A 26643-nucleotide genomic window follows, 5' to 3' on the forward strand; every position below is an offset into this window, starting at 1 on the left:
TTTGTGAATATAAACTAATTATGGACATTTCCTTTAATTCAGATATTTCACTCGATACTACACCACTGAATCATCGTTAATGCAATAATTTCTGCAGATTTAAAAACTTTATCCAATTCAATATACTCATCTGGAAAATGCGCCATTTCTGTTGTCCCTGGTCCAAATACAACGGTTGGTATTTTCCCAACCTCTGTAAGTAATCCTCCATCAGTCCCCCAAGGAGAAGCCTCTATCATAGGTTCTCCACCAGTAGTTTCCCTATATTGATGAACTAACGTATTCATCAAATCATGTTCAAGATCTATTTCCCCTGGCAGCCATCGAGCACCAAACCATTCCAAGACAGGAGGGTTATCCTTAAACCACGGGTCTATCATTGATAGTTGCTGCAGATATTCCTCCATTTCACGTTGTGCATCATCTACCTTCTCATTAGGTGCTACACCCATTCTCCCCTCTATTTTTAGCAAGTCAGGTACTGAAGATGGCCAGTTTCCACCTGAAACAACTCCGATATTAATAGGAATTGGGATAGGGGTTTGCTCATATAGAGGATCATTAATACGTTGATTCCGGTTAGACTCTAAAGCCCTGATTTGCTCCACTAGAATCATTGCTTTATCAAGAGCACTAACACCTTCATATCGTGTTCCCCCGTGGGCTGATCGTCCTTTAACAAAAATCCGAAACCACATAGATCCTTGCTGTTTAGGGAAAATTCTCATATTAGTAGGTTCCGTGATTAGTGCAGCATCAGCTTTATAGCCTTTTAAAATAGTAGATAAAGTCCCTGTTCCACCACTCTCTTCTTCTATAACACTTTGAAAAATAACGTCACCTTTCAGCTTAATATTAAGTTGCTGGATGGCTTGTATGGCTAAAAGAAATGAGACTAGCCCACCTTTCATATCCGTAACGCCACGGCCATACATTTTCCCTTCCTTAATCGCTCCACTATAGGGATCATCTGTCCATTGTTCACGGTCACCTTCAGGCACAACATCAATATGACCGTTTAAGATTATAGATCGGCCTCCACCTGTTCCGGGCAGAACACCTACAACATTGGGACTTCCTGTAAAATCATCCCTTGAGGAGCAAAAGTAAGGGCTCTCTGTTAATTCTTTTCCATTCGGTTCCCAGGTATCCACCTTTAATCCCATTTCGGACAATACTTCACTGATTATTGATTGCGCTTCTAACTCATTTTTAGAAATACTCGGGGCTTGTACAAGTCGCTGTAATAGTTGTGTACCCTCACCATTATGCTCACTTAACCATGTTTGAATTTGCTCTTTGATTAAATTCACTAAAGTCCACCTCGCTTTAAATCTGGTTACAATGTTAAATTCTCATATATGACAGTAAGCCCCATGCCCCCGGCCATACATAGCGTCACCATTCCATACTTTGTTTTGGTACGTAACATTTCATTTATTAAGCTAACGGTTAGCTTAGCACCAGTTGCTCCAACAGGATGCCCTAATGCAATAGCTCCACCATTAACATTTACTTTTGCATAGTCTAACTCTAATTCTTTAATAACAGCTAATGCTTGGGCAGCAAAAGCTTCATTAAGCTCAATCAAACCAATATCATCTATAGTTAACCCTGCTAATTCTAGTGCCTTTTTTGTTGCTGGAACAGGGCCAATCCCCATAATACTTGGCTCTACCCCAGCACTAGAGAACGCTTTCACTTTTAGCAAAGGCTTTATACCTTTTTCTAAAGCTTTCTTCTTTGACATCATTAATACAGCTGCTGCACCATCGTTCATAGGGCAGGCATTACCAGCAGAGATTGATCCATCTGCTTTAAAAGCTGGTGGAAGATTTACTAACTTTTCTAGCTGAATATCCGTTCGTACAGACTCATCTGTTCTGAAATAGTAGGATTCCTTCCTACCCTGAACCTGAACAGGTAAGATTTCCTCTTCAAAATAATGATTCTCAAATGCCCGAGCTGCCTTTTTATGGCTATCGTAAGCAAATTTATCTTGTTCCTCGCGAGAAATATTATAAATTAGCGATAAACGCTCCGCAGTCATACCCATATGTTCATTTTCAAATGAGCAGATTAAGCCATCAGTTAATAGGGCATCTTCCATTTCAACGCTACCAAACTTTTTCCCCCATCTATTTTTAACTAAATAAGGGACCTGACTCATGTTCTCAACCCCGCCTGCAATTACCACCTCTTCTTGACCTACCTTAATCGTTAAGGCTGCGCTAGTAATTGCTTTTAAACTTGAACCACATGCCTTGATTACAACATGCCCTGGAACACTCTTTGGGAAGCCAGCTAATTGAGATGATATTCTGGCTGAATTTAGTCCTCCCCCATGTACATAACCATGACCAAATATTACTTCATTTACGTCCTCTTTTGTAAGAGTGGTCTTATTCATTAACCCTTCCAATATTTGTCTTCCCATTTCGGTGGCAGAAACACTTTTAAGGGACTTTCCAAATGCACCTACTCCAGTACGAACTCCTGCTACGATGACGGCATCTTCCATTTTATTCACTCCTAAACTTTTTCCGCAGTCTTAAGTATTTTCAATTGTGCATCCGTATGTTTAATTACATCTTCCACTGTATAAGGATCCATAACCTCTTTTAACTCTAATCCTTGTGGCGTTACCTTAATCACAGCCATTTCCGTAATGATCAAATTAACACACCCACTGGCAGTAAGGGGTAATGTACATTCCTTTAGGATTTTTGATTCACCTTGTTTATTTGTATGGTTCATCAGTACAATTACTTTTTTAGACTTTTGAGCCAACTCCATCGCTCCACCCATGCCCGGGACAAGTTTTCCAGGAACAATCCAATTGGCTAGGTCGCCTTTTTCACTTACTTCGAGGGCTCCTAAAATGGTTACATCTAATCGTCCTCGTCTGATTATGCCAAAGGCAGTCGCACTATCAAAAAAGGAAGCTCCTTGAACTACAGAACACGGATATCCACCGGCATTACATAAATTAGGATTAACCTTACTTCTTTGTGGTGTTGGACCAGTACCTAATATTCCATTCTCAGCATGGAATTGAACAGAAATATCTGATGAGATATAGTCAGCAACTAATGTAGGAATCCCTATTCCAAGATTAACAATCATTCCATTTTCTATTTCTTTGGCAGCGCGTTTAGCGATGCGGTAGCGATCTACTCCCAGACCCATTTCCAATTCACTCCTTCACTTGGAATTACCAAATCAACAAAGATACCAGGGGTTATAATCGATTCTGGATCAAGTTCACCCACTGGAACAATCTCATCTGCTTCAACTATTGTAAAATTCCCCGCCATAGCAACTAATGGGTTAAAATTACGTGCACTTTTATCAAATACGAGATTTCCAAGATGATCGGCCTTTGAAGCATAAACTATAGACACTTCAGCAGTTAAAGCTGTTTCGACCATATATTTCCGTCCATTTACAGTAATATGTGTCTTTTCTTCCTCTGCAATCGTGCCTAAACCCACATCGGATAAAATACCACCTAACCCCATACCACCAGCTCGAATACGCTCAATCAACGTTCCTTGTGGGGAAAATGTTACTTCCATTTCCCCCTTATTCATTAATTGACCAGCTACTGGGTTCGATCCAATATGAGAAGCAATTAGCTTCTTAACCCTTCCAGAACTAACCAATTTCCCAATCCCAACGTCTGGAAAGCCCGCATCATTACCTATTAAACTTAAACCTTTACATCCTTTATTTAATATCCCTTCTACAATAGTGGGAGGAGTACCGATACCACCAAATCCCCCGTACATCAAGGAGCAGCCGTCAGAAATTCTTTGAAGAGCTTCTTCTAAAGTACTTACTTTTCCTTGTTTAGACTTGGACAGCAGCATTATTTTTCCCCTCCATATTGAGTTCACATTGTACTTCAGAAATTGCCTCTTCTAAAATATCTACTAAACCATCAATTTCAGCTGTTGTGATAACTAACGGTGGCGAAATGATAATAGCATCCCCTGTGCCATTAATAGCTCCCGAAGCTGGGTAAACAAGTAATCCTTTTTCAAAAGCTTGTTTAATTACCCTATTCGTTACATTTAATTCAGTGGAATAAGGGGTTTTCTTTTCCCGGTCGGCTACAAATTCCATTCCAATTAAAAGACCTTTTCCACGTACGTCTCCAATCATTTCGTAAGAATCTAAAAGCGCTTTCAATTTGCTCATTAGATAATTACCCTGTTCTTCGGCTCTTTCTACCAACTGATGATTCTCAACGTATTCTATAACCTTTAGTGCAACTGCTGCAGATTGCGGATTAGCACTGTAAGTATGGCCTCCCATAATAGACTTAGATCCATTTAATATAGGCTCCATAACTTTATCACTGACTAGAGTAGCTGCCATTGGGGTATACCCTGAACTCATTCCTTTTCCTAGAGTAATAAGGTCCGGAGTAACATTCCAATGTTCTATTGCAAACATCTTCCCAGTACGGCCAATGCCGGTCATTACCTCATCTGCAATAAATAGGACGTTACAACGCTCACAAATCTCCTTGATTTTTTGATAGTAATTAGCTGGTGGAGTGATAGCCCCCCCAGAAGCACCTATAATTGGCTCGGCAATAAATGCAGCAACACGCTCTTCCCCAATACGCCTAATCTCCGTTTCAAGTTCTTGAGCACAAAGAAGACCCCATTCTTCTTCAGTTAAATTATCAGGTCGACGATAAGTGTATGGGGCAGACACTGAAGGATAATCAGCTAACATCGCTGCAAACCTCTGTCTTCTTAATACATGTCCTGACATGGATAATGCTCCCATTGTAATGCCATGATAACTAGTCCACCTAGATATAATGCGATCTTTTTGTGGTTGTCCTTTTTCTTGCCAATATTGTATAGCAATCTTCATCGCTGTCTCGGTCGCTTCTGAACCACTATTTACAAAGAATGACCAATTAAGATCTCCAGGAGCCAATTGACTCAATTTTTCTGCTAGCTTTTCAGCTGGTTCATTGGTAAATTGTGATCTATAAGAAAATGAAATTTTTTCTGCCTGTGCAAGGGTTTCGTTGATAACCTCCTGTACACCGTGTCCAATGCTTACCGTTACAGCTCCAGACGACCCATCAATATATTTCTTACCATCCTGATCATATATATATATACCTTTTGCAGATGCAGCTATTGGATATTGCTGTCCTAATACCGGTTTAATTAAATAATCTCGTTCCTTCATCCATTACATCTCCCTCGGAATTATAAGAGTATATTAAAACTTTATTAAAATTTCTGACAAATAACAATTTGACAAACGTATGAAAAAATAGATGTTCCATTATACACCGCGTATAATGGAGGATAGGATAATCTAAGTTTAATCACTAGGGGGCTATCTATGGCTATTCGGATTTATGAAGCTTTGCAACTACCTATTATGAAACAAACAAAATTAAAGGCTGGAAAAAAGGGGTTACAAAATTGGATCAAATGGGTAACTATTGTGGAGGTAATTGAAGATATCTATCGTTTACAAGATGGAGAGTTTTTGATCACAACAGGATTCGGATTAGGAGAAAATACGAAGGAACGTAAGGAATTTGAAAAGCTTTTATCCATCGGAAAACTATCTGGAGTAGCTATATATACAGGATTTTATTTAAAGGAAATTCCAAAATCATTTATTACCATCGCAGACGAATTTGCCTTACCTTTAATTGAAATTCCTGCAAACATAAACTTTTCTATGATTACAAAAGAACTACTGGTACAAATTGTTAACAAACAAAGCCAAACATTTGAATATTCACTACGAATCCATCAGGATTTTACACGGCTTGTATTAGAACAACACGGATTTGATCCTATTACAAAAACCCTTCATGAAATAATTGATGCAAGTGTAATCCTTATAGCAAAAGATGAAATAATAAGTTCCTACATAAAACATGACTTTATTGATATTAACAATTTAAAAAATCTATATGAAAAACAAATGGATAACTACAAAATTAATAGTCAACCTATTATAGCTAATAAAAATACCTACGGAAGTCTACTCATTATAAAGGAAAAAAGGTTATCGGAAGAATTGGATTCAATTGCAATTGAGCATGCCACTACTATATATGCGATTGAATTTTTGCGGAGGAAAGCAGTAGAGGAGACACAATTGAGGCTCACTAGTGACTTCCTAGAAGAAGTATTAAATCCTATAATCCCAAATAATAAAGATATGATCGAGAGAGGACGTAAACTAGGAGTAGACCTTTCAAATCCACAAAGTATCATATACATTTATTTTCCATTATTGAAAGAGGAGAAAATCAAGGAAAAATACAATGAGTTAACGGAAATTATTCAATACACCATGGGAAAGTCAAAAATCCCCTACATCATGAGGACAAAATCCGATAGTGTCATTATTTTGGTGGAAGCAAAACCTGGATTAAATATTTTAGAGTTAGCTGAGAACCTCTTAAATAGTTGGAATTCGACATTATCAAATGAACAAATAGCTATAGGTATTGGTAAAACAACTGCCGACATTTATCAATTACACAAAAGTGCTGCTGAATCTGAGCAAGCAGCACGATTTTCCCAAATTCTATTTAAACCAAAATCCATAGTCCATTATAACGATTTTGGCTTATATCAATTACTCATTGAAATGAAAGAATCAGGGGTAGATTTAGAAGAGTTTTACCAAAAATACCTTGGAAATCTACTTGATTCAAAAGGTATAGACCTCATTACTACACTTGAAGCTTATCTTTTTTTCAATCAAAGTATTAAAGAAACAGCAAGCGAGCTATATATTCATCGCCATACACTGAAATACAGGTTAGAACAGATACAGAAAAAAACTGGATTAGACCTAAACAATTATGATAATGGCATAAAGTTATACTTAGCTATTTTGGCATATAAATTATTAAAATACATTCAAATTCAGTAAGGTGAAACGGATTTAATAAACCTTTCACCTTTCTTTTCCCTTTTTCCCCACAAACCTTAATATCTTTCAAATATATAACCCTTCATAAACCCACTAGCCCCTGGACATAAAATAAAATTATTTTATTCCCACTAATGTAGTAAATAAATTTTAATCCTTTTTATTAAGCTCCCAGTAAAAACATAAACATTTAAAAGACAGGATACTATAGATATTTAATGAATAAATTTCTTCTTAAAGTACCCTTCTTCTTTAGTAAAAAAGCATCTCCATTTATTGTAGAAATCGCCCGTTTCTTGAATAAGAAAAGCATTTCTCACTATGGGGTAGCGTCACATATCCATTAAGCTAAAGCAAATCATTACCCCATGTCCATCAAGCCAAGAAAATAGGTCACCCCCAAAACGATAAAAACGAGTAAGATGCACAAAATTTTCGTTCTGGGGGTATTATGGTATCTTACCTTGATGGGCATGTGGCGGTACCCCTAATAGCTGAAATTGTGGAATAAGAAAAGCACATTTTTTTGTCTATCTCTTTCACATAATCGACATTATAGGAATACACAAAAAGTGAAATCCCTTGCAACCATAAGGAATTTCACCATCTCAAAATTTATCATTATTATTTTATATCTTAAACTGCACTATTAAGTTTGGGCGAATAAATTTACGCTTTTTCTAAACTTCTTTCTTTTTTGGGAGAATAACTGATTCCCACAAACACTAGAAATATTCCGAGAAGCTGGTAGACATCAGGACGATAGTTCAAAATAGTTACATCCAGTAAGATTGCGATCACCGGATCAACAAAGACTAAAATAGCAATGGTTTGTGCCTCTAACTCACGCAAACTACTGAAAAATAAATAAAAGACAAATCCTGTGTGAATAAATCCTGTAACAAGGATATAGAACCAGTTTTCCATGGTAAGATGCGTAAAGTTTGACCAATCCACTAATGGTATCAATAATAAAACACCCAGACTTGTTTGAATAACGGTTGTTAACAAAGGACTAAGCATTTGAATTCCTTTTCCCGTAATAGAAGTTAGAGCGTAGAAGAATGCTGCTGCAAACGCCCATAAAACACCCGTGGATAAAAATCCGGTCATCGTAGTATGTTGATGAATTCCCCCAACTAACAATGTTCCTAAAAAGCAAATAAAGAAAAAGACTAATCCCATTTTTGTTATTTTTTCTTTAAAAATAACAAAGCCTAAGAGAAGTACAATAACGGGTGCTAAATGATAAATGGATACCGCCACAGTGATAGGCATTACTTCTAAAGAACGGAAGAAAAACACCCAATTTACGATAAGGAATACACCGCATAATAAGGCAAGTAAATACTCCTTACGAGGAATAGAAACTTTCTTCGGTTGTTGTGTTTTTAATGTACTAACGCCCCATATTGTACCTAAAAGAATACTTGCACTGAGGCAACGCACAAAAACTAGTTCAATCGAGTGTAGACCTGTTTTTTCTGAAAATAGACCGACTGAACCAAATATGGCCATCGAGATGGCAAACTTTAATTTGGCATACATTCAACACCCTCCTAAGTCGTTATTATTATAACTACTATCAATTTGGTGGTAAAAAAACAGCTTTATGCAAAGCTGTTTTTTCCTGTCATTACATGAATTAAATCTTCTCGCGCTTTCCATAGCTCATCTAGCCTTTCAGGACCGAATGCATTTGTAATTTCTTCTACCATAATGTCGTGCCTAATGTATTCAGTAGCAATAAGAACGAGAGCAGGATCTGTTGACTTCACAGCCCACTCAGAACCTCTATCACTAAACTTAGCAATAAGGGCTTCTTCTTCATCTCGAACAAGAATAGTCAAATATCCGCCCATTCGTTTACTCACAATGTCTGGGGCCATGTAGTTGTGATGATAGGTATGTCCCAATGTCTCATTTTCAGCTCCAAATAAAACCGTGAAAATCGGTATAGAACCTTCTTTCTCCCGCACAGCCTTTTCAATATCTTTTACCGCAGGAGCCCAGATTGATAACCAAATCTCTTTTTCTGCGGATCGAATCATCGAAAGCATTTCTTGAACAATATGCTCGTACTGGACAATTCTCGTCACGACGTCAACTTTTTGATCACTTTCTAATACTGTAAGAGATGACTCTAACAATTCAAATGACGTATTCATCTCTTCTTTAAGACGAGAAAGTAACTGTTTTGGATCAACAGGTTTATAGACAATAGGATCAGAGGGGACCGTTTGAATGGCTCCTTTATCAAGTAATTTGCCCAATACCTCATAAATCATTGACCTTGGGACGCCAGAACGCTTACTTAATTCATAGCCAGTAATCGCAGGTGATTTCAATAAACCTATATAGGCCTTACACTCGTATTTTGAAAATCCATGCTTTTGCAATTCAATAATGGCCTTGTCTTCCATAAATTCACCTTCTTAGTAGTTAATATACTAACTACTATAAATCATTCATACTAAAAAATCTACAATCTCAGCCAAATACTTAATGTTTTCCAAAACGGTACAACCTCTTTATAAACATTTCCACTTTATTTGTCACTTTAGGAGGTAATTTGCGCTTATTTTAAGTGCTATTTTGCACATCCAACTTTTGTAGCTTTGGAATAATGATTGATCAAATCAATTCTAATAACCTTGATAAACGAACAAAAAGAAAGAGCGTGTTCTGAAAAAAAGATTGATCAAAACATGCTCTTAATATATTCAATTGAATTATTCTATTATAAAAATTTTGATCATTTTCTATCTGTGTTGCTCAACAATTGCGCCCTTTAGCAGAATAACAAAATAATCCTCAATTCAGGTTTGTTTGAGTAAATATTTACTTAATTCCCATTTGTTAAGATTGCAAGCTCATCTATTGCGTATTTTATTTCATCTTTAATGTTATAGAAATGAGGGGCAATTCTTATTACATCTTTTCTTGCAGAAACAATGATTTTTTTGTCTCTTAACATCCCTTCTACTTTTGATGCATTTTCAACATGAAAAGACATTAGACTTGTTCTATTATCAGTAGATAATGGTCCAATGAGATGCAATCCTTTTTCTTTTCCATAATGTATGGTGAATTGGGTTAGATCTTTTAAATAGAATTCAATATTACCTATCCCAACCTCAAGTAGTAATTTTAGTGCATCATAAGCTGCATAAATACTTATAAAAGAAGGCGTACCCGTTTCAAATCGACGCGCCCCCATTGCAAAAACAGGATTATAAATGTCAAATGAAGATACTTGGTCTTGTCCCAGCCATCCCGTAACTCTTGGTTTTAATTGCTCTGCCAGTTCTTTTTTTATATACAAAAATGCTACACCGGGAATTCCTAACATGTATTTACGAGTTCCCGTTGCTAATATATCAATCTTCATCTCCTTCACATCAATCGGAATATGTCCTGCTGATTGATAAGCATCGACGAATAAAAGCGATCCTTTTCTATGCACAATATCAGCAATCTCTCTAACGTTTTGCTTATATCCGTTGTAATAATTCACATGGGGAATACATGTAATAAGCGTATCAGTTGTTATTTCTTTTTCATATTGTTCCAGAGGTATTTCCCCATTGGAAGAACGAATTACGGAAATATTATCCTTAAACGGTTCTTGTGCAAACCATATATGACCTACAGTTGGAAAATCTATATCCGTAAACACGACTTTATTTTTCTCTTGCTGATAAGGGAGGGAAGTTGCAATAGCAGAAATAGCATCAGAAACAGAACATAATACAGCAACCTCATCTGTTTCGGCTCCAATAAGTTCAGCAAATTTCCCCCTAGTCTCATCCACTTTACTTATCGCTTCATTCCAATTACTCCCCGACAGAAGTAGGCTATTATGATATTCCTCAATAGCTTTTGAAACAGACTTTGCCAATGCACCTTGGGAGCAACTAGCTAGATGTGTATGAGTAGCTAATATAGGAAATAATGCGCGATAAAAATCATGGTTCATTCCTTTACCCCCTTTTCTTCACATCAAATAATTCTGTATGTGAATTTTAAAATCCTTCTTCCACTATTTGGCCCGATTGCTGAACAAAGTAAAAGAGCACTTATTGGCTATCGTTATTTCAGTTCATAAATAAGATTCCATAACAGACATTTATGCTGCTAAAAACAACTTTATCAAAAAACAACCTTTTGATAATCATAGATGCTATTATTTGTTCCAAAACTCGTCCTTTTCTGAACACACTCAAATTCCCATTGAAATGAATGTTTTTTATGATTCTGGTGCAAGAACTTGAAGACAATTGCAATTAATCTCTAAATCTTGGACATACTGATACTATTACTCTAAAAAAAGGTGTCTGATTGGTATGAAAAAAGAAGATTTGTTCAAWTGGAAGCAATATCAGCCTGACATTATTTTATTAMCAGTACGATGGTACCTACGGTACAACTTAAGTTTTCGTAAWTTGGTGGAAATGATGGAGGAGCGTRGCTTATCCATGGCTCATACAACGATTATGCGTTTGGGTTCATCAATATGGACCWCAATTAGATAAAAGAGTACGTCGTCATCTTAAGCCAACAAATGACTCTTGGAGAGTCGATGAAACGTATATCAAAGTAAAAGGTCAATGGATGTATTTATATCGTGCAGTCGATTCAGAAGGGAATACCATTGATTTTTATCTAAGTGAATCAAGAGATAAACAAGCAGCCAAGCGCTTTTTCAAGAAAGCCTTGGCTACTCATGTTTGTAAACCTCGTGTCATAACAGTGGATAAAAATCCAGCCTATCCTKTAGCGATTCAAGAGTTAAAAGAARAGAAACGCATGCCTGAAGGCATACAAATAAGGCAAGTTAAATATCTCAATAATATAGTAGAACAAGATCATCGTTTTATAAAGAAGCGAGTTCGTTCGATGTTAGGGTTGAAATCATTTCGTACAGCTACTTACATACTTAGTGGCATAGAAGCCATGCATATGATTAAAAAGAAACAGGTTCATCAAGGGGTGAAGTCTGCCCAAAATCAAAAAGAATTTATCCATAAATTGTTTGGAGTGGCATCATAATTCATAGATGAAAAGGATATTGAGGTTCTATGTTTCTTACTAATCATATTTGCACCAGAACCCATTATACGAATTCCTAATTTTAACCAATCTAATTGACTTGGCTAAAGAGATGCCATTAATCGATTTATGGGGACGACTTATAGATGAATGGACGCCTAACATAAGAAGCCCTTTTTCTCCTACTAATGGAGAATTAAACTTTGGTCTAGACCAGACTATTGAGCTTCTTCGATTTAATGCATTAACTATTGATTGGTTTGTGGAGGTTTTCACATTATCGCGACCTCGTGCAGCTGAATTATTTCCAACGTTCGAATCGCGCCTTCAGCCTTCGTAGTTCGGGACTTGCACCCTATAGACTACGCCCATGCTGGGCGCACAATGAAGGGGGATCTTTCTTTTGAAAGAGCCCCCTTGAATCGCTATATCAACTATTGTTTCACACAATCTTATGCCAGATTCCCTCCATCAACGACATAATGGCTTCCAGTGATAAAAGAAGCATGATCTGAAGCTAAAAACAAAACAAGTTCTGCAATTTCTTCCGGCTGGGCATAGCGCTTCATTGGTACCTTCGCTAACGCTCTATCTCTCATCTGATTCACATGCTCTGGTCCTTTTCCGCCCTCAATAGCCTGCATCATTCGGGTGTCGACATATCCGGGGCAGATTGCGTTCACCCGAATCCCCATTTCTGCCGATTCTAAGGATGCTGTTTTGGTCAATCCAAGCACGGCATGTTTAGAGGCAGAATAGGGAGCCAAGCCAACGGAGCCCTTTAACCCCGTAATAGATGACGAATTGATGATACTTCCTGACCTTTGCTCCATCATGATAGCCATCACGTGCTTTAAACCAAAAAAGACACCCTTGATATTGACATTCAAAACCTTATCTAAATCCTCTGAAGATGTTTCTGTAATCGGAGCAACCTTTCCTTCTATTCCCGCATTATTGAAGAAAACGTCAATTTTTCCGTATTTCTTCTTTGTCTGCTGAACAAAATTCTTTACTTGCTCTTCACTTGTCACATCAGCAGTTTGCAGCAAATAATCCTCTAGCTCCAGTTCCTTGGCAAGCCATTCTAGTGCTTTATGATCCAAATCGACTAACGCTAGTTTCGCTCCTTGTTTGGCAAATAAACGAGCCGTTTCCTTACCAATTCCACCGGTCGCCCCTGTGATTAATACAACTTTTTCTTCAAAACCCATTGCTCTTCCCCCTACCTTATTTTTTTGCGTATAGCAAGTCCATATTTCTTAAGAACTGGACACCGCCTTCTCCATATCAACCAATTTGACTTTTTTCTCTTTCCGATCAGGATGAACAAAGCCTATAAATAGTATTGCAACAACTACCATGATCGATGAAATCATTAGAAATGAATACTGAAATCCTTGAACTATATTATCACTCCCAGCGGATTGGATAATAAATCCAGTGACCAATGAACATAAAGCTGCTGCGACGTTCTGAAAGGCAACAATCGTTCCAGAAATAGTGGATGTGCGTTCAGGAAGCTGATTGCACATAATGATATGGGATGTTGAAACAATAAGGTAGCTAAATCCATACGCCAATGTAATTCCGATGATAGCCCACGCCACCGATTGGGTAAAATAAAGTGATCCAAAAAACAAGCCACCAAGAAGCATTCCAATTCCTGTTACCTTCACCCGTCCCGCACGTACATTTTGTGTATTTTTAAATATGCGGTCAGAGATAGTTGCCATGGATAGCGACACAATCAGCGATGTTCCTCCGACTGTCAATGTGGCATACGCCATTCCCATTTCCGATACTTGAATCACTTTTAGAAAGTATAAAGGCATCCAAATCTGCATCCAACTCGATAGACAGAAGAATCCAAATGTAACAAACAAAGTAAATATACTAGTTCGTGACAACAAAACCGGGTATAATTCCGACCAAGTAACTTTCCTTTTTGGAGCAAAGTCGGACTTAACTGCCAGTTCTGCTAGTTCTGGAGTTTTTTTAGGAACTACAGTAACCCACACGACTAATAGAACCAAACTGACTAATCCCATAATAGCAAACGAATGTCTCCAACCTACCATATGGAGTAAGAGTACAACCAAAGGAGCGACCGCATAAGCTCCAACCGTTGAACCTGAGATAAAAATGGTGGTCACCCGTGCCCGCATGGCTGGGGGGAAATAAGCAAACAATTGTCTAAGGGATGCCGGAGCATATCCACCTTCAGCGAGGCCAAGAAAAATGCGATACAGGAGGAGTGTTGCAAAACCGCCGATTATATAGCCTCCAAACTGGAGAAGTGACCATGCTAAAAGCATGAAGGCTATAATTTTCTTGGGAGAGACTTTATCGGTAAGAACCCCTACGAAAACCGCAGCTACGGGAAATATCCAGAAAAAGCTACTTCCAATAATTCCCCATTGTGCATAATTCAAACTTAAGTCTTCCATTAAAGAACCAGCAGCAAGTCCGACAACACTCTTGTCAGCAAAGTTAATCAAAAAACCGAAAAATAGAATAATCAGAACAACCCAACGCATAAACATCCCCCTATCTATGGATTACAAACCTTGATTCCCATTATTATAACGAAACGCAAAACACGTGGGAAAAGCGATGACAGACAGAAACGCACAATCAATTTCACCTCGGCGTACTTAGGGGTTTCCTTCCTTACTTCGTTCACCCGGTGTTTGGACTCCTGCTGAACGAAGTAAGGAAGGAAACCGCACTCATCTCACCTACCTATTGAGGTGGGCGTTTTCTGCTGAATGAAGATAAACAAAGTTCAAAAGTGGGTATATGCGGAACCTCTTCACATATACCTAACCTGATACTGTTTCAAAACAAACTATATAGCTGTATCAACATCTATTAAATCTGTACGGAAATCATTTTTGTGTCTAGATAGTCATCCAATCCATACTTTCCGCCTTCGCGACCCATGCCGCTCTCTTTTACGCCGCCAAATGGCGCTTGAACTGCAAAGGGAATAGCATCATTCACTCCTACCATACCGTATTCCAGTTGTTCAGAAACACGGTACTTGCGGGAAAGATCTTTTGTATAGAAGTAAGAGGCAAGTCCATATTCAATAGCATTTGCTCTTTCAATAACTTCTTCCTCGCTACTGAACCTTAAAAGTGGAATGACGGGTCCAAATGTTTCTTCCCTAGTAATCAGCATATTATCCGTTACATTAGACAAAACAGTGGGTTCGTAAAAATTTCCATTGGAATAGCTTCCGTCCGACAGCCTTTTCCCACCGTTAAGGATACACGCTCCGAGTTGAACCGCATCGTCAACTTGCTCTTGGACCTTTTCAATGGCTTCTGCATTTACCAAAGGCCCCATTTCATTTTGCTCATCCAATCCATTACCTACTTTGATAGTTTGAACTTTTTCTTTCAGCTTCTCAGCAAATTCCTCATAAACTTTATCCTGCACATAAATCCGGTTTGGACAGATGCATTGTTGTCCATTGGAGCCAAATTTACTTTTTACCAAACCCTCAACAGCCAAGTCGATATCCGCATCATCAAATACGATAAAAGGGGCATGCCCTCCTAATTCCATCGACACCCGCTTGACAGTTTTTGCAGACTGCCCAATGAGAATTTTCCCCACTTCCGTTGAACCAGTAAAGGAAACTTTCTTCACAATACTGCTGTTCATAATCGTGTTGACAATAGGGCCTGATTGTCCGATGACGAGATTAGCCACGCCTTTCGGCAGACCTATTTCATCAAAGATTTTAAATAACGCAACTGAAGACAACGGAGCTTCTCTCGAAGGCCTTAGGATCACTGTACACCCAGTCGCTAGAGCCGGTCCCAACTTTCTAGCGGCCATGGACAACGGAAAATTCCAGGGAGTAATGGCTCCTACAACACCAACAGGTTGTCGAATCACCTGGATACGTTTGTTAGCTATGGAGGGGGAAATGATATCTCCATAAATTCTGCGTGCCTCTTCTGCATACCATTGAAAAAAGGCGATGGCCGAACCTACTTCTTGCCGGGCATGATGAATTGTTTTCCCCATTTCTTTTGTTATGATTTGAGCTATTTCTTCCCTTTTTTCTCCAACTTTCTCCACAATTCGCCATAAATACGAACTGCGCTGCTCTGCCGTGAGTCCAGCCCATTGGGGAAACGCCTTCTCTGCGGCTTGAATGGCCAAGTTCGTCTCTTCTTCACCAGCAAAATAAACGGTACCCGCCTTTTCCCCTGTTGCTGGATTATTTACTTCAAATACCTGATCCGTTTCCAACCATTCCCCATTGATATACATCATCAACGCTCCCTCCGTGATTTTAATCTATAGGAAAAGTCGAACTAGGTATAGCCGACTTTTCCAGAGTAATGAAACTTATTAGGACGCTATCATGAATGTTTCCTCTTCCTCTGTTCTCCGCGATTCAGCTGTTTCTTTTTTTCGTCCTCTATCAATACATGGAGAAGGATCTTGCCGTTAATCGATTCAAATTTTTCTGAAATTGTTCACGCGAGGTACCTTGTAATACGCTGGGTTCTAGTTGTACCATTCGATTATCTTCGCTTCAGTCACCATTAGGATTTTTCGGAACGATGATAACCTTAATTCACTGTTTCTTTGCGATTGGAATCTGTTTTTCCGAATACAATAGACACCTTACATATCCCCTCATTCGCGCAATACCATTTTTCAGGAAACCGGTTCTTTAGAGTGCGAAGGTGTTAAAGTAAACCCTTCGTAGCCTTTAGCTGTTACGTCGTCGCATATCTTACGGTACTTCCCAACTCCCCCAACATAAATGAGGAATCCACGTGGCTTATCTTTAATATTTGCACCCGTGTACCAAGAGTCGACCTTAGTAAGAAGCGAAGCTTCAGCTAATTCCTGACAATGCTTACTCCATGCCTCTTCCGCCTCCCTATTAGCCTCAATCGTTTCCACCTCATGCTCGCGAAGATATTCGATACAATCACCAATCCATTCAACATGCTGCTCAATAGATACGGGAACGTTGGACAGTACGGAAGGACTCTCAGGACCAGTAATCATAAACATGTTCGGGAAACCAGCATTTGCGATACCGAGGTATGTTCTCGTTTGTGTTCCATCAGCCCATTTCTCTTTTAGTGACACTCCGTCTTTTCCACGGATATCGATCTTAAACAAAGGCCCTGTCATCGCATCGTAACCAGTAGCAAAAACAATGACATCCAGTTCATACTCCGCTTCCGAAGTTCTTATTCCCTTAGGCGTAATTTCAACAATCGGCGTATCCTTTACATCTACCAAGGTGACATTATCACGATTAAACGTCTCATAATAATTGGTGTCTATGACTGGTCGTTTTGCAGAATAGTAGTAGCTTGGTTTTAATTTCTCGGCTACCTCTGGGTCTTTTACAACGTCACCTATCTTAGAACGAATAAATTCACTAGCCGTTTCATTGGATTCTTCGTTTACCAACAGGTCATTATACGTTTGGCTAAACCCTAATCCCCCTCTTTCCCAGACCTTTTTGTATTGCTCCTGACGTTCTTCTGGTGTATCTTCCAATGCCGATTTATCGTTGATCACCGTATGAAGATAACCCATTGAGGACCAACGTATTTGTTGCCTAATCTCTTCATAGTTTTCTTTAGTTTGACGTATAAATTCTGGGTCATATCGATAGTTTCTCGCAGGAGTACTATACGCCGGCGTTCTCTGAAAAACGTTGAGATGACCCGCTTCTTCCGCAATGACCGGGATAGATTGGATACCGCTTGAACCCGTACCAATCAAACCGACACGCTTCCCACTGAAGTCTACCTTTTCATGCGGCCAGTGTCCGGTGTGATATGCTTCCCCCTCAAAACTAGCTAAGTCCTTAAAGTTAGGTGTGTTCGATGCAGAGAGACAGCCTACTCCCGTGATGAAATACTTAGCAGTCAAATTGGTACCGTCATCCAGTTGGATACTCCAATTTTTATTAACATCATCGTAATGAGCAGCTGTAATGCGTGTATTGAACTGGATATCACGACGTAAGTCAAGCCTATCTGCCACGAAATTAAGGTACTTTAATATTTCCGCCTGTTCCGGGAACCTAGAAGTCCATGTCCATTCCTGAAGAAGCTCATCAGAAAAAGTATAATTATAAATAATACTCTCTGAGTCGCATCGCGCTCCAGGATAACGATTTGCATACCATACACCACCGACATCAGGCGCCGCCTCAAAAGCACTGACGGAAAATCCAGCCTCACGTAAGCGATATAGCATGTATAACCCCGAAAAACCGGCTCCTACAACAACTGCATCTAGGTTAATGATTTGATTCTTATTTGTCATTTTTATTCCTCCCTTTAATCACAATCTAGTTGTACTCAAGAACTTATCAATCTTCGAAACAATCGATTAAATCCACTCAGAGCGTCCCGTAGTATTGCTCGCAATGTTCTAGCCTTGCCCCCCTGATGGGCATATCGTCAAGGAAACCGGCAATATATTTTCTATCCGTTAGAACATCTGCATGGCCAGGATTTCTTCAACCACCTAAATTGGCGGATTATAGAAAGTTAAGTTATTTCAACAATCAAATTCGTTAAGCTTCCTAAATTAACTGGTATTTATTCATGAAAGGATGAATGCAAGTGGTGGGCTACTTGCTCAATCGCCCGCTTGCCTTTATCCATAATTCCCGCCATCCAGAAGAATCCGTGAATCATGCCTTCGTAGCAAGTGTATTCTACCGAAACGCCTACTTCACGCAACCTGTTGGCATAGGCCAATCCCTCATCATGAAGTGGATCATATTCCGCCGTAATGACTAGTGCCGGTGGAAGTCCACTCAGATCTTTGGCCAGTAGCGGTGCTGCGTAGGCGTTGAACATGTCTTCTTCTTTATCCAGATACTGTCGCGCAAACCACGCCATGCTATCAAGTGTAAGGAAATACCCCTCGCCATTCGCTTTGTACGATGGCGTATCGAAAGAGAGGCTCGTTACCGGATAAATCAAAATTTGTGACACAAAAGTGGGCCCTTCCTGATTTCTTGCCTTCAATGTGACTGAGGCAGCCAGGTTTCCACCGGCACTGTCCCCACCTATAGCAATTCTTGTTGGGTCTCCCTTCCATTCTCTGGCATGATTGGCCACCCATATTGCTGCTTTATAACAATCTTCAAGAGGAGTAGGGAACTTATATTCAGGAGCCCGGCGATAATCGACGGACACCACAATGCACTCTGCCTGAGTGGCAATGCTGCGGCAAGGTACATCGACCGTTTCAAGATCTCCCAAAACCCATCCTCCTCCATGAAGGTAGATAAAAACCGGGAAAATCCCTTCTCCTTCCGGGGTATACACCCTCACCTTAATTTCGCCATTTTCCACAGGAATCCAGTACTCTTCTACTTTGGCTACCGGCTCTGCTGGACCTGCCAATTTTTGTAGTGCCACCCCTTTGGCACGGTTTACTTCAGGTGTCAGAGCGGAGGTTGGTTCTCTTTCCCTCAACAAATGCAGGAAGTCCTTCGCTTGAGGATCTAACATGAATTGATTCCTCCTTTGAATATGTTACGAGTTCACCTTGCTTGAAGTTAGTCCAGAAACTTCTTCAGTCACTTTGGTGATTACATCAGCTGGAATGAGGAACCTGGCTGAGGCAGAATCACTTTGCACTTCATCGACAATACATTGAAGCATATTAGAATCAAGGTTAAATTCAGCAAAGGTATCCGGCAATCCGATTTGCTGCCGCAGATTACGAATGAATTCGATTACCCTCGTCAAGCATTCTTGAGGATCAGACGACAGGTTTTCAATTCCCAACGCTTCAGCAAACCGCTTAATTTTCGGTAAATATAAAGAAGGCAGGGCAACCATCATGTTAGGCAAGAGCACCGCATTGGCCAGGCCGTGCGGAATTCTAAACTTGGCTCCAAATACATGTGCCATGTTATGCACCGGCACTCCATTGTTACCAAAACCGAATGCCGTTATCGCCATTGCGCTTGCCATCAGCATATTGCATCTGGCTTCAAGGTTAGATCCCTCCTTGACTGCGATGGGCAGATTCTCTGCAATTAAATGGGTAGAATACAAGGCGTAAGAATCCGTAAATGGAGTAGCTGTTGTTGAAAAATAGCCTTCTATCGCATGTGTCAAGGCATCCATTCCCGTAAAGGCCGTTATCTTCGGGGGCAATCCCACTGTCAGCTCAGGATCCAAGATGGCCATGTCCGCATTGAGATATGGAGTTCTAATCACAAGTTTCATGCCTAGTTTTTCATTATAAATGACTGCCATTGGCGACACTTCCGCACCAGTTCCTGCTGTAGTAGGAATTGCCACATGCGGGATGCCCGTCGGTTGGGCTTCTGGCGGAAATTCTCTGATGCTGGTATGGAGAATTTTCTCCGTATCGTCATACCCTTTGTGCAGCATCCACTTGATGCCCTTTACAGCATCGAGAACGCTTCCACCTCCAAGAGCAATCAAAGCGTCCGCCTGATGCTCTCGGAAAAACCGGACAGCCTTGGTGACGTTTTCCGCTTTGGCATCCTGTTCGATCTCATCAAAGACACCAACAAGCTCTACGTGCTCCTCTATGCCTTTAAACAGATCAATGATTTGGGCAGCAACGCCTGCCTGGACTAATCCCTTATCCGTAAACAGGATGACCCGCTTTCCGCCTAATCCCTGAATCATTTGCGGGAGTAAACTTCTTGCCCCCGCTCCGCTAGATATGGATGTTCTTAAATGAAATTCAGAAAAAGAATTATTCATTTCCATCGCCTGCTTTCTGAAATTAAGGTTCATTCGAATAGAAATGACTTTTATCATTCCTACACTTCGTGGCTATTTTTCTAGTTGTAACCGCTTGCAACACTAATAATAGTTCAACTTTTCTGATTAACATATCCCCTAAAATTAAGGGGGACTTCTCCATGAAAAGTTATCTCCTCCTCCTAAATGATCCATAGATTAGTCAGCCCTAGAGTTTTATTCGATCGTTCACGACATTTGTAATCAGAATACCTTTTGGTATAATAGGAATATTTAAACTTGCATATGGAGGGGACATTCATGCTAGATACAGCCATAAAAAAGCAAATTCAATCCATTTCATCAGTTCCTTCTCATCACGAAAAGCAAATCCTTGCCGTTCGTGGATTTATGGATCTTTTTCAATTTTCCCGTGTGGGTCTCTATTTCTATTCGACGTTAAGCAAAATCGGTGAAGGCATATTACGAATCGATAAACAAGGAGTATCTTCCTTGCAGGAGTGGAGAGACGATGTTCGAAACATGCCACCCATCTATTCGGCCATTCAAGAAAGGAAGCCCAAACATGTCGATTCGCAATCGATTCACCAACTACCTATAAAATATACCAATGGCATCACTACTGAAATTCTAGTAGTTCCCATTAGCTATAGCTCACACGTAGTTGGCTATGCCTGTATGGGGAGTACAGATTCCTTTACCGTTAGAGATAGCCTTCTTCACYCTTTAGGTGTATATGGGCAACATTTAGGGCAAATATTTGGGGAAGACGACTACCCTGGAAACTCCAAAAGACTTAGCAGGAGGGAAATTGAAGTATTGCAGAAAATGTCTTGGGGTGAAAGCACGAAGGTAATGGCTGTATCACTTGGTATTAGCGAATTTACCGTTCAAGATTATGTACGATCCGCCATTCGAAAACTCGAGGTGTTCAATCGAGTGCAAGGAGTAGCCGAAGCCTTGCGCAGAGGAATCATCCAATAAAAACACCTACATTTTCTACAAGCTTCCGAATTTTCATCTATTTTTTATTTAATTAAATCGATTTCKTAATACTTGAAACCCGGCTCTTCCATACATCATTCGTTTGATTGTTTTCAGACGGTTCACATGACCTTCTACTGGATCATTGCTTCATTCTTCCCGTATCGTAAAACCACTTATGGACAAGGATTTATAATCGAACGGATAGACCGGTGAGAAGGTTTCTGGCAGTTGGGTCATATCGCCGAACTCGATTTTACTTCAATCAAGAGCTATAAATCCTTTCCTGTCAGCTCCTGGTGGATCAATTCTATTTTGCTGTCCGATTGATCGGTGAGATTATCGATATTATCCATTACTACAATCATCAACGAATCAAGGTAAAATTAAAAGGCATGAGCCCGGTAGATTACCGGGTTCATGCCCTCAAGGCTGCCTAATTAAATAAAGTGTCTAACTTTTTGGGTTCACTTCAAAGCAACTCTCTTATTGAAGTAAAGCACCTGTTAGTGAAAAACGCTAATCCTTTTTACTTTCTTTATTATATAATTGTGCGACATAAACATAAGTAATACAACCTTCATACCAACCATAGCCGCAAACCCTTTGGATTTGAGTCAATATTTTGGACACTAAWAAGTTAAATCTTAAGCTGTATTCCTAATTCGATTTTCAATTGCTTGTAGGGTTTGATAGCCCAAGCTGCTGTGAATACTTTTTCGGTTATACCAACCTTCAATGAATTGGAACATTGCTAATTATGCTGTTTGATAGTCTAGATATTGTACGTGGTTGACTTCTTCCTTTTTTAATAGAGCATGAAAGGATTCAATACAGGCATTATCGTACGGACAACCTTTCTGACAATAGGATTTTTTAATATGATGGTATTGGATATGTTGAGTAAACTCGCTGCTTGTTCTCCGACATTTGGACATAACCCTACGCTAAGACATAAATCGGAAATCAAATTAAAATCAATTTTTAGGTCATCTAATAGGTTAATATGCTCTCATCCTAATGGTCAAAAATAATACCCCCCTTGAATTTCCATTTATTGATGTGCATCTTTTCGAGCTGCAAGCAGGTTTCCGATCTGGTTGAAGATAATGGGCCTTATTCTTACCCTACTTTCTTAACCGCCATTGTACAAAGAGTGAACAATCAAAACGTCTCTGGCTATATGACTCAGATTTCTATCTTCACCAAAAACATACAGTTTCGTACATAATCATTGGACCCACAAGTTGTAGCTTCCAAATCGTTAGAGGACCCTCCAAAGTGATTCAAGTTAGTGGACCCAGCTGCTTCTCAAATATTTTTCAAATAATCATCTGCTTCATTGTTCATCTACGAAAAAGGTTAAGATAGCAAGCCTAGGACAAGAACGCTAGAATGTGTTCGACATCCATTAAATAACCCCAATACTAGCGTTCCATTCCCTTTTGTCTTTTCCTCTTGTTTTTATTCTTCTGTTCAAGTTCATCTTCTCTCCATTTTCGATCAGCTTCACGGATGGCATTCTCAAGAATAGAAAAGAAATCAGAACCATCATAAGACAAGAAACTTGAATAATGATTAGTTTTCGGACCGAAAGTGGTGGAACGCTCAAGTTCGGAGTCCTCTTCTTTACCAACCGACTGGACATCAAATGCACGTTGAAGTTGATTCATTCGTCCTTGGCCAATTTCGTCAGTATATCGCATACACTCATAATAGAACAAATGTTTATACGATTGATTATCCGTTTGGAAATCTGGATACTTCTTATTTAAGAGCTCAATAGATTGATTTCGTTTATATGAGTCAATATGACCGTTAATAATTTGATGAAAAAAGGAAATAATTTCAATTTGTTCATCTTTAGAGTATTTTCTTGGTGGGTTTAAAAAATCCTCAGGCATAATATTTTTCCCATAATACTCTTCTGCCATGACAAAGAATTCCTTTTGTTCAATCGATAAATAATTACGTCCAACCCAATTAGGATACATAGCTTGAAGTCGGTGGTCATAAAGTAGTCCCAACAGGCTTAATGATTTGTTCAAATTCTCTTTTTGTTTTAATAAAAACTGCATTTGACTTAACTCTTTTTCAGAAGCATTTTTGATTGTTGATTCATCAACAAAATTAACCCCATTTTTCAAACGCAAATTCTCGAACTGCTTTTCTGCACGTTGTATTTCTTTTTGTATGGAAAGAACAAACTGTGGCCTATTGTTCAGTAAAACATATAAGTCCTTTTCGATTTGCTTTTTCTCTAAATAGGTAATAACTTTTTCAATTTCATGTCTACTTAACCTTTTATTCTGCGTGACCGTCGTTTCAACAACCTCAATTTTTTGTTCTTTAGAATGATCCTCAATATTAAAATCCGGATAATACTTTTCTAAAAACCTATTTGCCTCATTTTCCAAAATATTTTCAGCTTGATCTAACATTTCTGTTTCTCTTTCTATCCGGCTCATTTTTTTAAATGAATCAACGGAATCCTGATTAAACTCTAGTCGGGCATGCCATTTGTTTAACTGGATCCTTCTAGTGTTGATGTTTTCGTAATTGACAAAAAGTCGTAAGGATTTGGCTGACTCACGTAGTTGTTTTTTCTCTAAAGGAGTGAAGCGGCGAACAAACTTCTCTGTTCTTTCTTTTATCTGTTTTTCTTTCTTCACTTCTGACAGTTCGATGATGATTTTGTTGTACTCTTTACACTCCATATTTATTCGAATTCTTTCAGATTCTTTCCCTTCATTTTGCAGCTGCCTTGCAACAACTCCTTCATGAATGGTCGGGAGTGTTTCAAGCCCTTGATCTTTATTCGATAAATGGGTGATCCTTTCAGGAAAACCATTTTTCTCTAAGAATTGATTGGCATAAGTCGCCCACTGCTCTCTCCAGTAAACAAGCTTTTCTTTGGTATTCCAATCAGTTGTATGTATGGCTTTTATTTGTTGTTTTCCATTAATGATTTCTTTCATCTTCACTTGTTTATTTCCCCATGTTCCCTCTTCATTAAAAGGTCGAATGGTTAACATGATATGAAAGTGTGGATTTTCTTCATCATCTCTATGGATAGCTAAATCTGCAACCATGCCATCTTTCACAAAAACCTCATTACAAAATTCAATGGCTAATTGTTCTTGCTCTTCATGAGATAGTTCCTTTGGTAAGGCTACATTCATTTCACGGGCAAGTTGTGCATTCCATTGTCTTTCTACTTTCTCCACTTCATTCCATAATTGCTGACGATCATATACCCATTTAGGTGCATGACTAGGCGCAAGAATATGAGTAATCGGTTCCACTTGTCTTTTATAAAACTTGGACTCATCGGTTCTTTCATCTACCAATCTCTCACCAGAACGATATGCAGCTGCAGCAATGGTATTTTGTTGCTTTTTTCTTGAAATAATCTGATTGGAGAAATGATAGATGGCCACGGTTCAAGCACCCCACTTTTTTTTCATAACATGAGCGAAGCGAATTTTTCAGACGCTTCACGAAATTGGTTTCTTCGAAGAAGGAGCCAATGCACAATACCACGATAGTGGTATATAAGTGCGCCCTTGATCTTATCTTCGGGATCATTCTATCACTTTCCATAATATAGGACAAGTGCTATAATTATGGAAAACTATCCGTGAGGTGTTAAAGTTGGTAAAACAGAATACTAAAGAACAAATTCTAAGTATTGAAGAGCAGATCAAAAGATTGAAAGAAAAACAGAAAAGGATATTGAACAACACCCACAGGGAGATTGGGAAGTATCTAATGGATTCATGGGAAGTGGAAGATGTGAACGAAGCAAAGGGATTAATAGATTCATTTAATATTCAAGTGAAATCATTAAGTGAAGCCTCTTCTTCAAAAGAGGATAATGAGGAAGAGAAGAATTTTTCTCTAAATCCACCTAAAGGGTAATTCATATGCCTAACGAAGAATTACAAAAAATGAAGGACAGAATAAAAGTTCTGGAGCAAAAGAAAAGAGTTCTAGAACATAAAGTTTCAAACGAAGCTAGAAGAGAACGAACGCGAAGACTGATTCAAAAAGGAGCACTTCTGGAAAAGTACTTAGAAGAAGAAACCTTGTCCCTAAAGGACACTGAAAATTTACTAAAAGTATTAGCAGATTTTAAAAATAAAAATAAAGAATATGTAATTCGACAGATAAAAAATTTAGATGAAGAAGTCCATTAAAAATAATAAGATAAAGCCATTCTGGAAAGCCCCATAAATTAACCACACAAAACTGTTTCGCTACATAAATATTCTTCAGTAATTAATTATCATGAATGAGCAAACAATATTAAATCGAGTAAGAAATGCAATTGATGAATTAACTAGGCTGTCACTCAAGGTAAAAAATGGCAAAATTTCACGTTGAAATTGTTATCAATCGTTTCACTTCAATAAAAAGGCAAATACATATTAATCATTATTAATATGTATTTGCCTTTTTAAATGGATTTTTAGATAGTAATTCTTGATATGAATATGCAGCTCTCCTTGAGCCTTTGATTCTCTTTGTCCTTTAATATCTTCTGTTTTTCGGAACGTTCTATGATGCCGATATACCGGAAATGAGACTAAATTACAGAGTGTTTGGCGTTAGCGTAAGGCCGTGGTTTTCAAGCGACATTAATGCCAAAACACACGTACTTTTGATTTAATGAAAGCTAGACTTGACCTTATCTTCCTCTGTTTCAGGTAGGACATGCCTCCCTCTTACTTCTTGATCTAAAAGTAGTAAAACAAACCAACGATTTTTTATTTTTTTACTATGCCTCTTTATTATTACAAGGAAAGATCCATGGCTTCAAATAACAATAAGACAGAGAATAAACTAAACTAGTCTAATCTAGTTTAGTTTTGTTTTTTAAAAACCAGACCAGACTAAACTA

Annotated in this window: 21 protein-coding genes and 2 pseudogenes; 7 read left to right on the forward strand and 16 right to left on the reverse strand. The window is 38.8% G+C overall.

Features of this window, described 5'->3' with window-relative positions:
• Positions 1-47: 47 nt before the first annotated feature.
• The 5 genes from AC1DUW_RS01355 to AC1DUW_RS01375 are packed head-to-tail and all read right to left on the reverse strand — an operon-like array spanning position 48 to position 5220.
• Complete coding sequence (locus tag AC1DUW_RS01355) at positions 48-1313, reverse strand: peptidase (RefSeq protein ID WP_477641842.1); 1266 nt, start codon at positions 1311-1313, stop codon at positions 48-50.
• A 26-nt stretch (positions 1314-1339) separates the two neighbouring features.
• A complete protein-coding gene (locus AC1DUW_RS01360; protein ID WP_477641843.1) occupies positions 1340-2521 on the reverse strand; it encodes a thiolase family protein in 1182 nt (393 codons plus the stop codon).
• 11 nt (positions 2522-2532) lie between these two features.
• On the reverse strand, positions 2533-3189 hold the full coding sequence (locus AC1DUW_RS01365) for a 3-oxoacid CoA-transferase subunit B (protein ID WP_477641844.1): 657 nt from the start codon (positions 3187-3189) through the stop codon (positions 2533-2535).
• A complete protein-coding gene (locus AC1DUW_RS01370; RefSeq protein WP_477641845.1) occupies positions 3174-3872 on the reverse strand; it encodes a CoA transferase subunit A in 699 nt (232 codons plus the stop codon). Before AC1DUW_RS01370 ends, AC1DUW_RS01365 begins: the two co-directional genes overlap by 16 nt.
• A complete protein-coding gene (locus AC1DUW_RS01375) occupies positions 3853-5220 on the reverse strand; it encodes an aspartate aminotransferase family protein (RefSeq protein ID WP_477641846.1) in 1368 nt (455 codons plus the stop codon). The genes AC1DUW_RS01370 and AC1DUW_RS01375 overlap by 20 nt, the downstream gene beginning before the upstream one ends.
• A 159-nt stretch (positions 5221-5379) precedes the next feature.
• On the opposite strand from AC1DUW_RS01375, the gene AC1DUW_RS01380 reads away from it, so the two are divergent.
• A complete protein-coding gene (locus tag AC1DUW_RS01380; RefSeq protein WP_477641847.1) occupies positions 5380-6939 on the forward strand; it encodes a PucR family transcriptional regulator in 1560 nt (519 codons plus the stop codon).
• Between the two features lie 669 nt (positions 6940-7608).
• Here AC1DUW_RS01380 and AC1DUW_RS01385 read toward each other — a convergent pair.
• The 3 genes from AC1DUW_RS01385 to AC1DUW_RS01395 all read right to left on the reverse strand — a co-directional run bounded on the left by AC1DUW_RS01385 (position 7609) and on the right by AC1DUW_RS01395 (position 10918).
• Positions 7609-8487 carry a DMT family transporter gene (locus AC1DUW_RS01385; RefSeq protein ID WP_477641848.1) on the reverse strand — a complete coding sequence of 293 codons (879 nt, stop codon included), beginning with the start codon at positions 8485-8487 and terminating at the stop codon, positions 7609-7611.
• Positions 8488-8549: 62 nt separating this feature from the next.
• Positions 8550-9362, reverse strand: coding sequence for a TrmB family transcriptional regulator (locus AC1DUW_RS01390; protein ID WP_477641849.1), 813 nt, complete (start codon positions 9360-9362; stop codon positions 8550-8552).
• Between the two features lie 422 nt (positions 9363-9784).
• Positions 9785-10918 (reverse strand): aminotransferase class V-fold PLP-dependent enzyme, encoded by a 1134-nt coding sequence (locus AC1DUW_RS01395; RefSeq protein WP_477641850.1) that lies wholly within the window; start codon positions 10916-10918, stop codon positions 9785-9787.
• A gap of 367 nt (positions 10919-11285) precedes the next feature.
• Here AC1DUW_RS01395 and AC1DUW_RS01400 point away from each other — a divergent pair.
• A protein-coding gene (locus tag AC1DUW_RS01400) for an IS6 family transposase (RefSeq protein WP_477641851.1) occupies positions 11286-11991 on the forward strand; the annotation gives its coding sequence in 2 pieces (ribosomal slippage) (positions 11286-11441 and positions 11443-11991; 705 coding nt in all).
• A gap of 49 nt (positions 11992-12040) precedes the next feature.
• A complete protein-coding gene (locus AC1DUW_RS01405) occupies positions 12041-12331 on the forward strand; it encodes a hypothetical protein (protein ID WP_477641852.1) in 291 nt (96 codons plus the stop codon).
• A gap of 112 nt (positions 12332-12443) precedes the next feature.
• On the opposite strand, the gene AC1DUW_RS01410 is transcribed toward AC1DUW_RS01405, so the two are convergent.
• The 6 genes from AC1DUW_RS01410 to AC1DUW_RS01435 all read right to left on the reverse strand — a co-directional run bounded on the left by AC1DUW_RS01410 (position 12444) and on the right by AC1DUW_RS01435 (position 20813).
• Positions 12444-13205: an SDR family NAD(P)-dependent oxidoreductase gene (locus AC1DUW_RS01410; RefSeq protein WP_477641853.1), complete on the reverse strand. Its 762-nt coding sequence runs from the start codon at positions 13203-13205 to the stop codon at positions 12444-12446.
• Positions 13206-13253: 48 nt separating this feature from the next.
• Complete coding sequence (locus AC1DUW_RS01415) at positions 13254-14531, reverse strand: MFS transporter (RefSeq protein ID WP_477641854.1); 1278 nt, start codon at positions 14529-14531, stop codon at positions 13254-13256.
• Between the two features lie 334 nt (positions 14532-14865).
• Entirely contained in the window at positions 14866-16284 is a 1419-nt protein-coding gene (locus AC1DUW_RS01420; RefSeq protein WP_477641882.1) for an NAD-dependent succinate-semialdehyde dehydrogenase, read from the reverse strand.
• A gap of 393 nt (positions 16285-16677) precedes the next feature.
• Positions 16678-18318, reverse strand: coding sequence for a flavin-containing monooxygenase (locus tag AC1DUW_RS01425; protein WP_477641855.1), 1641 nt, complete (start codon positions 18316-18318; stop codon positions 16678-16680).
• Positions 18319-18596: 278 nt separating this feature from the next.
• A complete protein-coding gene (locus tag AC1DUW_RS01430; protein ID WP_477641856.1) occupies positions 18597-19520 on the reverse strand; it encodes an alpha/beta hydrolase in 924 nt (307 codons plus the stop codon).
• Between the two features lie 24 nt (positions 19521-19544).
• Positions 19545-20813, reverse strand: coding sequence for an iron-containing alcohol dehydrogenase (locus tag AC1DUW_RS01435; RefSeq protein WP_477641857.1), 1269 nt, complete (start codon positions 20811-20813; stop codon positions 19545-19547).
• 243 nt (positions 20814-21056) lie between these two features.
• On the opposite strand from AC1DUW_RS01435, the gene AC1DUW_RS01440 reads away from it, so the two are divergent.
• Together AC1DUW_RS01440 and AC1DUW_RS01445 are read left to right on the forward strand one after the other, a co-directional pair.
• Positions 21057-21740, forward strand: a complete 684-nt coding sequence (locus AC1DUW_RS01440) for a LuxR C-terminal-related transcriptional regulator (protein WP_477641858.1) — start codon at positions 21057-21059, stop codon at positions 21738-21740.
• 347 nt (positions 21741-22087) lie between these two features.
• Positions 22088-22180: pseudogene (locus AC1DUW_RS01445) on the forward strand (IS3 family transposase); the annotation flags it as partial.
• A 207-nt stretch (positions 22181-22387) separates the two neighbouring features.
• Here the strand turns inward: AC1DUW_RS01445 and AC1DUW_RS01450 are convergent.
• A pseudogene (locus AC1DUW_RS01450) lies at positions 22388-22660 on the reverse strand (integrase core domain-containing protein); the annotation flags it as partial.
• Between the two features lie 507 nt (positions 22661-23167).
• A complete protein-coding gene (gene mobQ, locus AC1DUW_RS01455) occupies positions 23168-25180 on the reverse strand; it encodes a MobQ family relaxase (RefSeq protein WP_477641859.1) in 2013 nt (670 codons plus the stop codon).
• Between the two features lie 214 nt (positions 25181-25394).
• On the opposite strand from mobQ, the gene AC1DUW_RS01460 reads away from it, so the two are divergent.
• Positions 25395-25661 carry a hypothetical protein gene (locus AC1DUW_RS01460; RefSeq protein ID WP_430090764.1) on the forward strand — a complete coding sequence of 89 codons (267 nt, stop codon included), beginning with the start codon at positions 25395-25397 and terminating at the stop codon, positions 25659-25661.
• A gap of 5 nt (positions 25662-25666) precedes the next feature.
• Positions 25667-25939, forward strand: a complete 273-nt coding sequence (locus AC1DUW_RS01465; RefSeq protein ID WP_477641860.1) for a DUF3847 domain-containing protein — start codon at positions 25667-25669, stop codon at positions 25937-25939.
• Positions 25940-26643: the final 704 nt, after the last annotated feature.

The sequence above is a fragment of the Peribacillus sp. P4_C12 genome, from assembly GCF_056402095.1.

Excerpts from the sequence above, each read along its gene's own strand:
- AC1DUW_RS01360 (WP_477641843.1), bottom strand. The coding sequence starts at position 2,521 with ATGGAAGATGCCGTCATCGTAGCAGGAGTTCGTACTGGAGTAGGTGCA.
- AC1DUW_RS01365 (WP_477641844.1), bottom strand. The coding sequence starts at position 3,189 with ATGGGTCTGGGAGTAGATCGCTACCGCATCGCTAAACGCGCTGCCAAA.
- AC1DUW_RS01370 (WP_477641845.1), bottom strand. The coding sequence starts at position 3,872 with ATGCTGCTGTCCAAGTCTAAACAAGGAAAAGTAAGTACTTTAGAAGAA.
- AC1DUW_RS01375 (WP_477641846.1), bottom strand. The coding sequence starts at position 5,220 with ATGAAGGAACGAGATTATTTAATTAAACCGGTATTAGGACAGCAATAT.
- AC1DUW_RS01380 (WP_477641847.1), top strand. The coding sequence starts at position 5,380 with ATGGCTATTCGGATTTATGAAGCTTTGCAACTACCTATTATGAAACAA.
- AC1DUW_RS01385 (WP_477641848.1), bottom strand. The coding sequence starts at position 8,487 with ATGTATGCCAAATTAAAGTTTGCCATCTCGATGGCCATATTTGGTTCA.
- AC1DUW_RS01390 (WP_477641849.1), bottom strand. The coding sequence starts at position 9,362 with ATGGAAGACAAGGCCATTATTGAATTGCAAAAGCATGGATTTTCAAAA.
- AC1DUW_RS01395 (WP_477641850.1), bottom strand. The coding sequence starts at position 10,918 with ATGAACCATGATTTTTATCGCGCATTATTTCCTATATTAGCTACTCAT.
- AC1DUW_RS01410 (WP_477641853.1), bottom strand. The coding sequence starts at position 13,205 with ATGGGTTTTGAAGAAAAAGTTGTATTAATCACAGGGGCGACCGGTGGA.
- AC1DUW_RS01415 (WP_477641854.1), bottom strand. The coding sequence starts at position 14,531 with ATGCGTTGGGTTGTTCTGATTATTCTATTTTTCGGTTTTTTGATTAAC.
- AC1DUW_RS01420 (WP_477641882.1), bottom strand. The coding sequence starts at position 16,284 with ATGTATATCAATGGGGAATGGTTGGAAACGGATCAGGTATTTGAAGTA.
- AC1DUW_RS01425 (WP_477641855.1), bottom strand. The coding sequence starts at position 18,318 with ATGACAAATAAGAATCAAATCATTAACCTAGATGCAGTTGTTGTAGGA.
- AC1DUW_RS01430 (WP_477641856.1), bottom strand. The coding sequence starts at position 19,520 with ATGTTAGATCCTCAAGCGAAGGACTTCCTGCATTTGTTGAGGGAAAGA.
- AC1DUW_RS01435 (WP_477641857.1), bottom strand. The coding sequence starts at position 20,813 with ATGATAAAAGTCATTTCTATTCGAATGAACCTTAATTTCAGAAAGCAG.
- AC1DUW_RS01465 (WP_477641860.1), top strand. The coding sequence starts at position 25,667 with ATGCCTAACGAAGAATTACAAAAAATGAAGGACAGAATAAAAGTTCTG.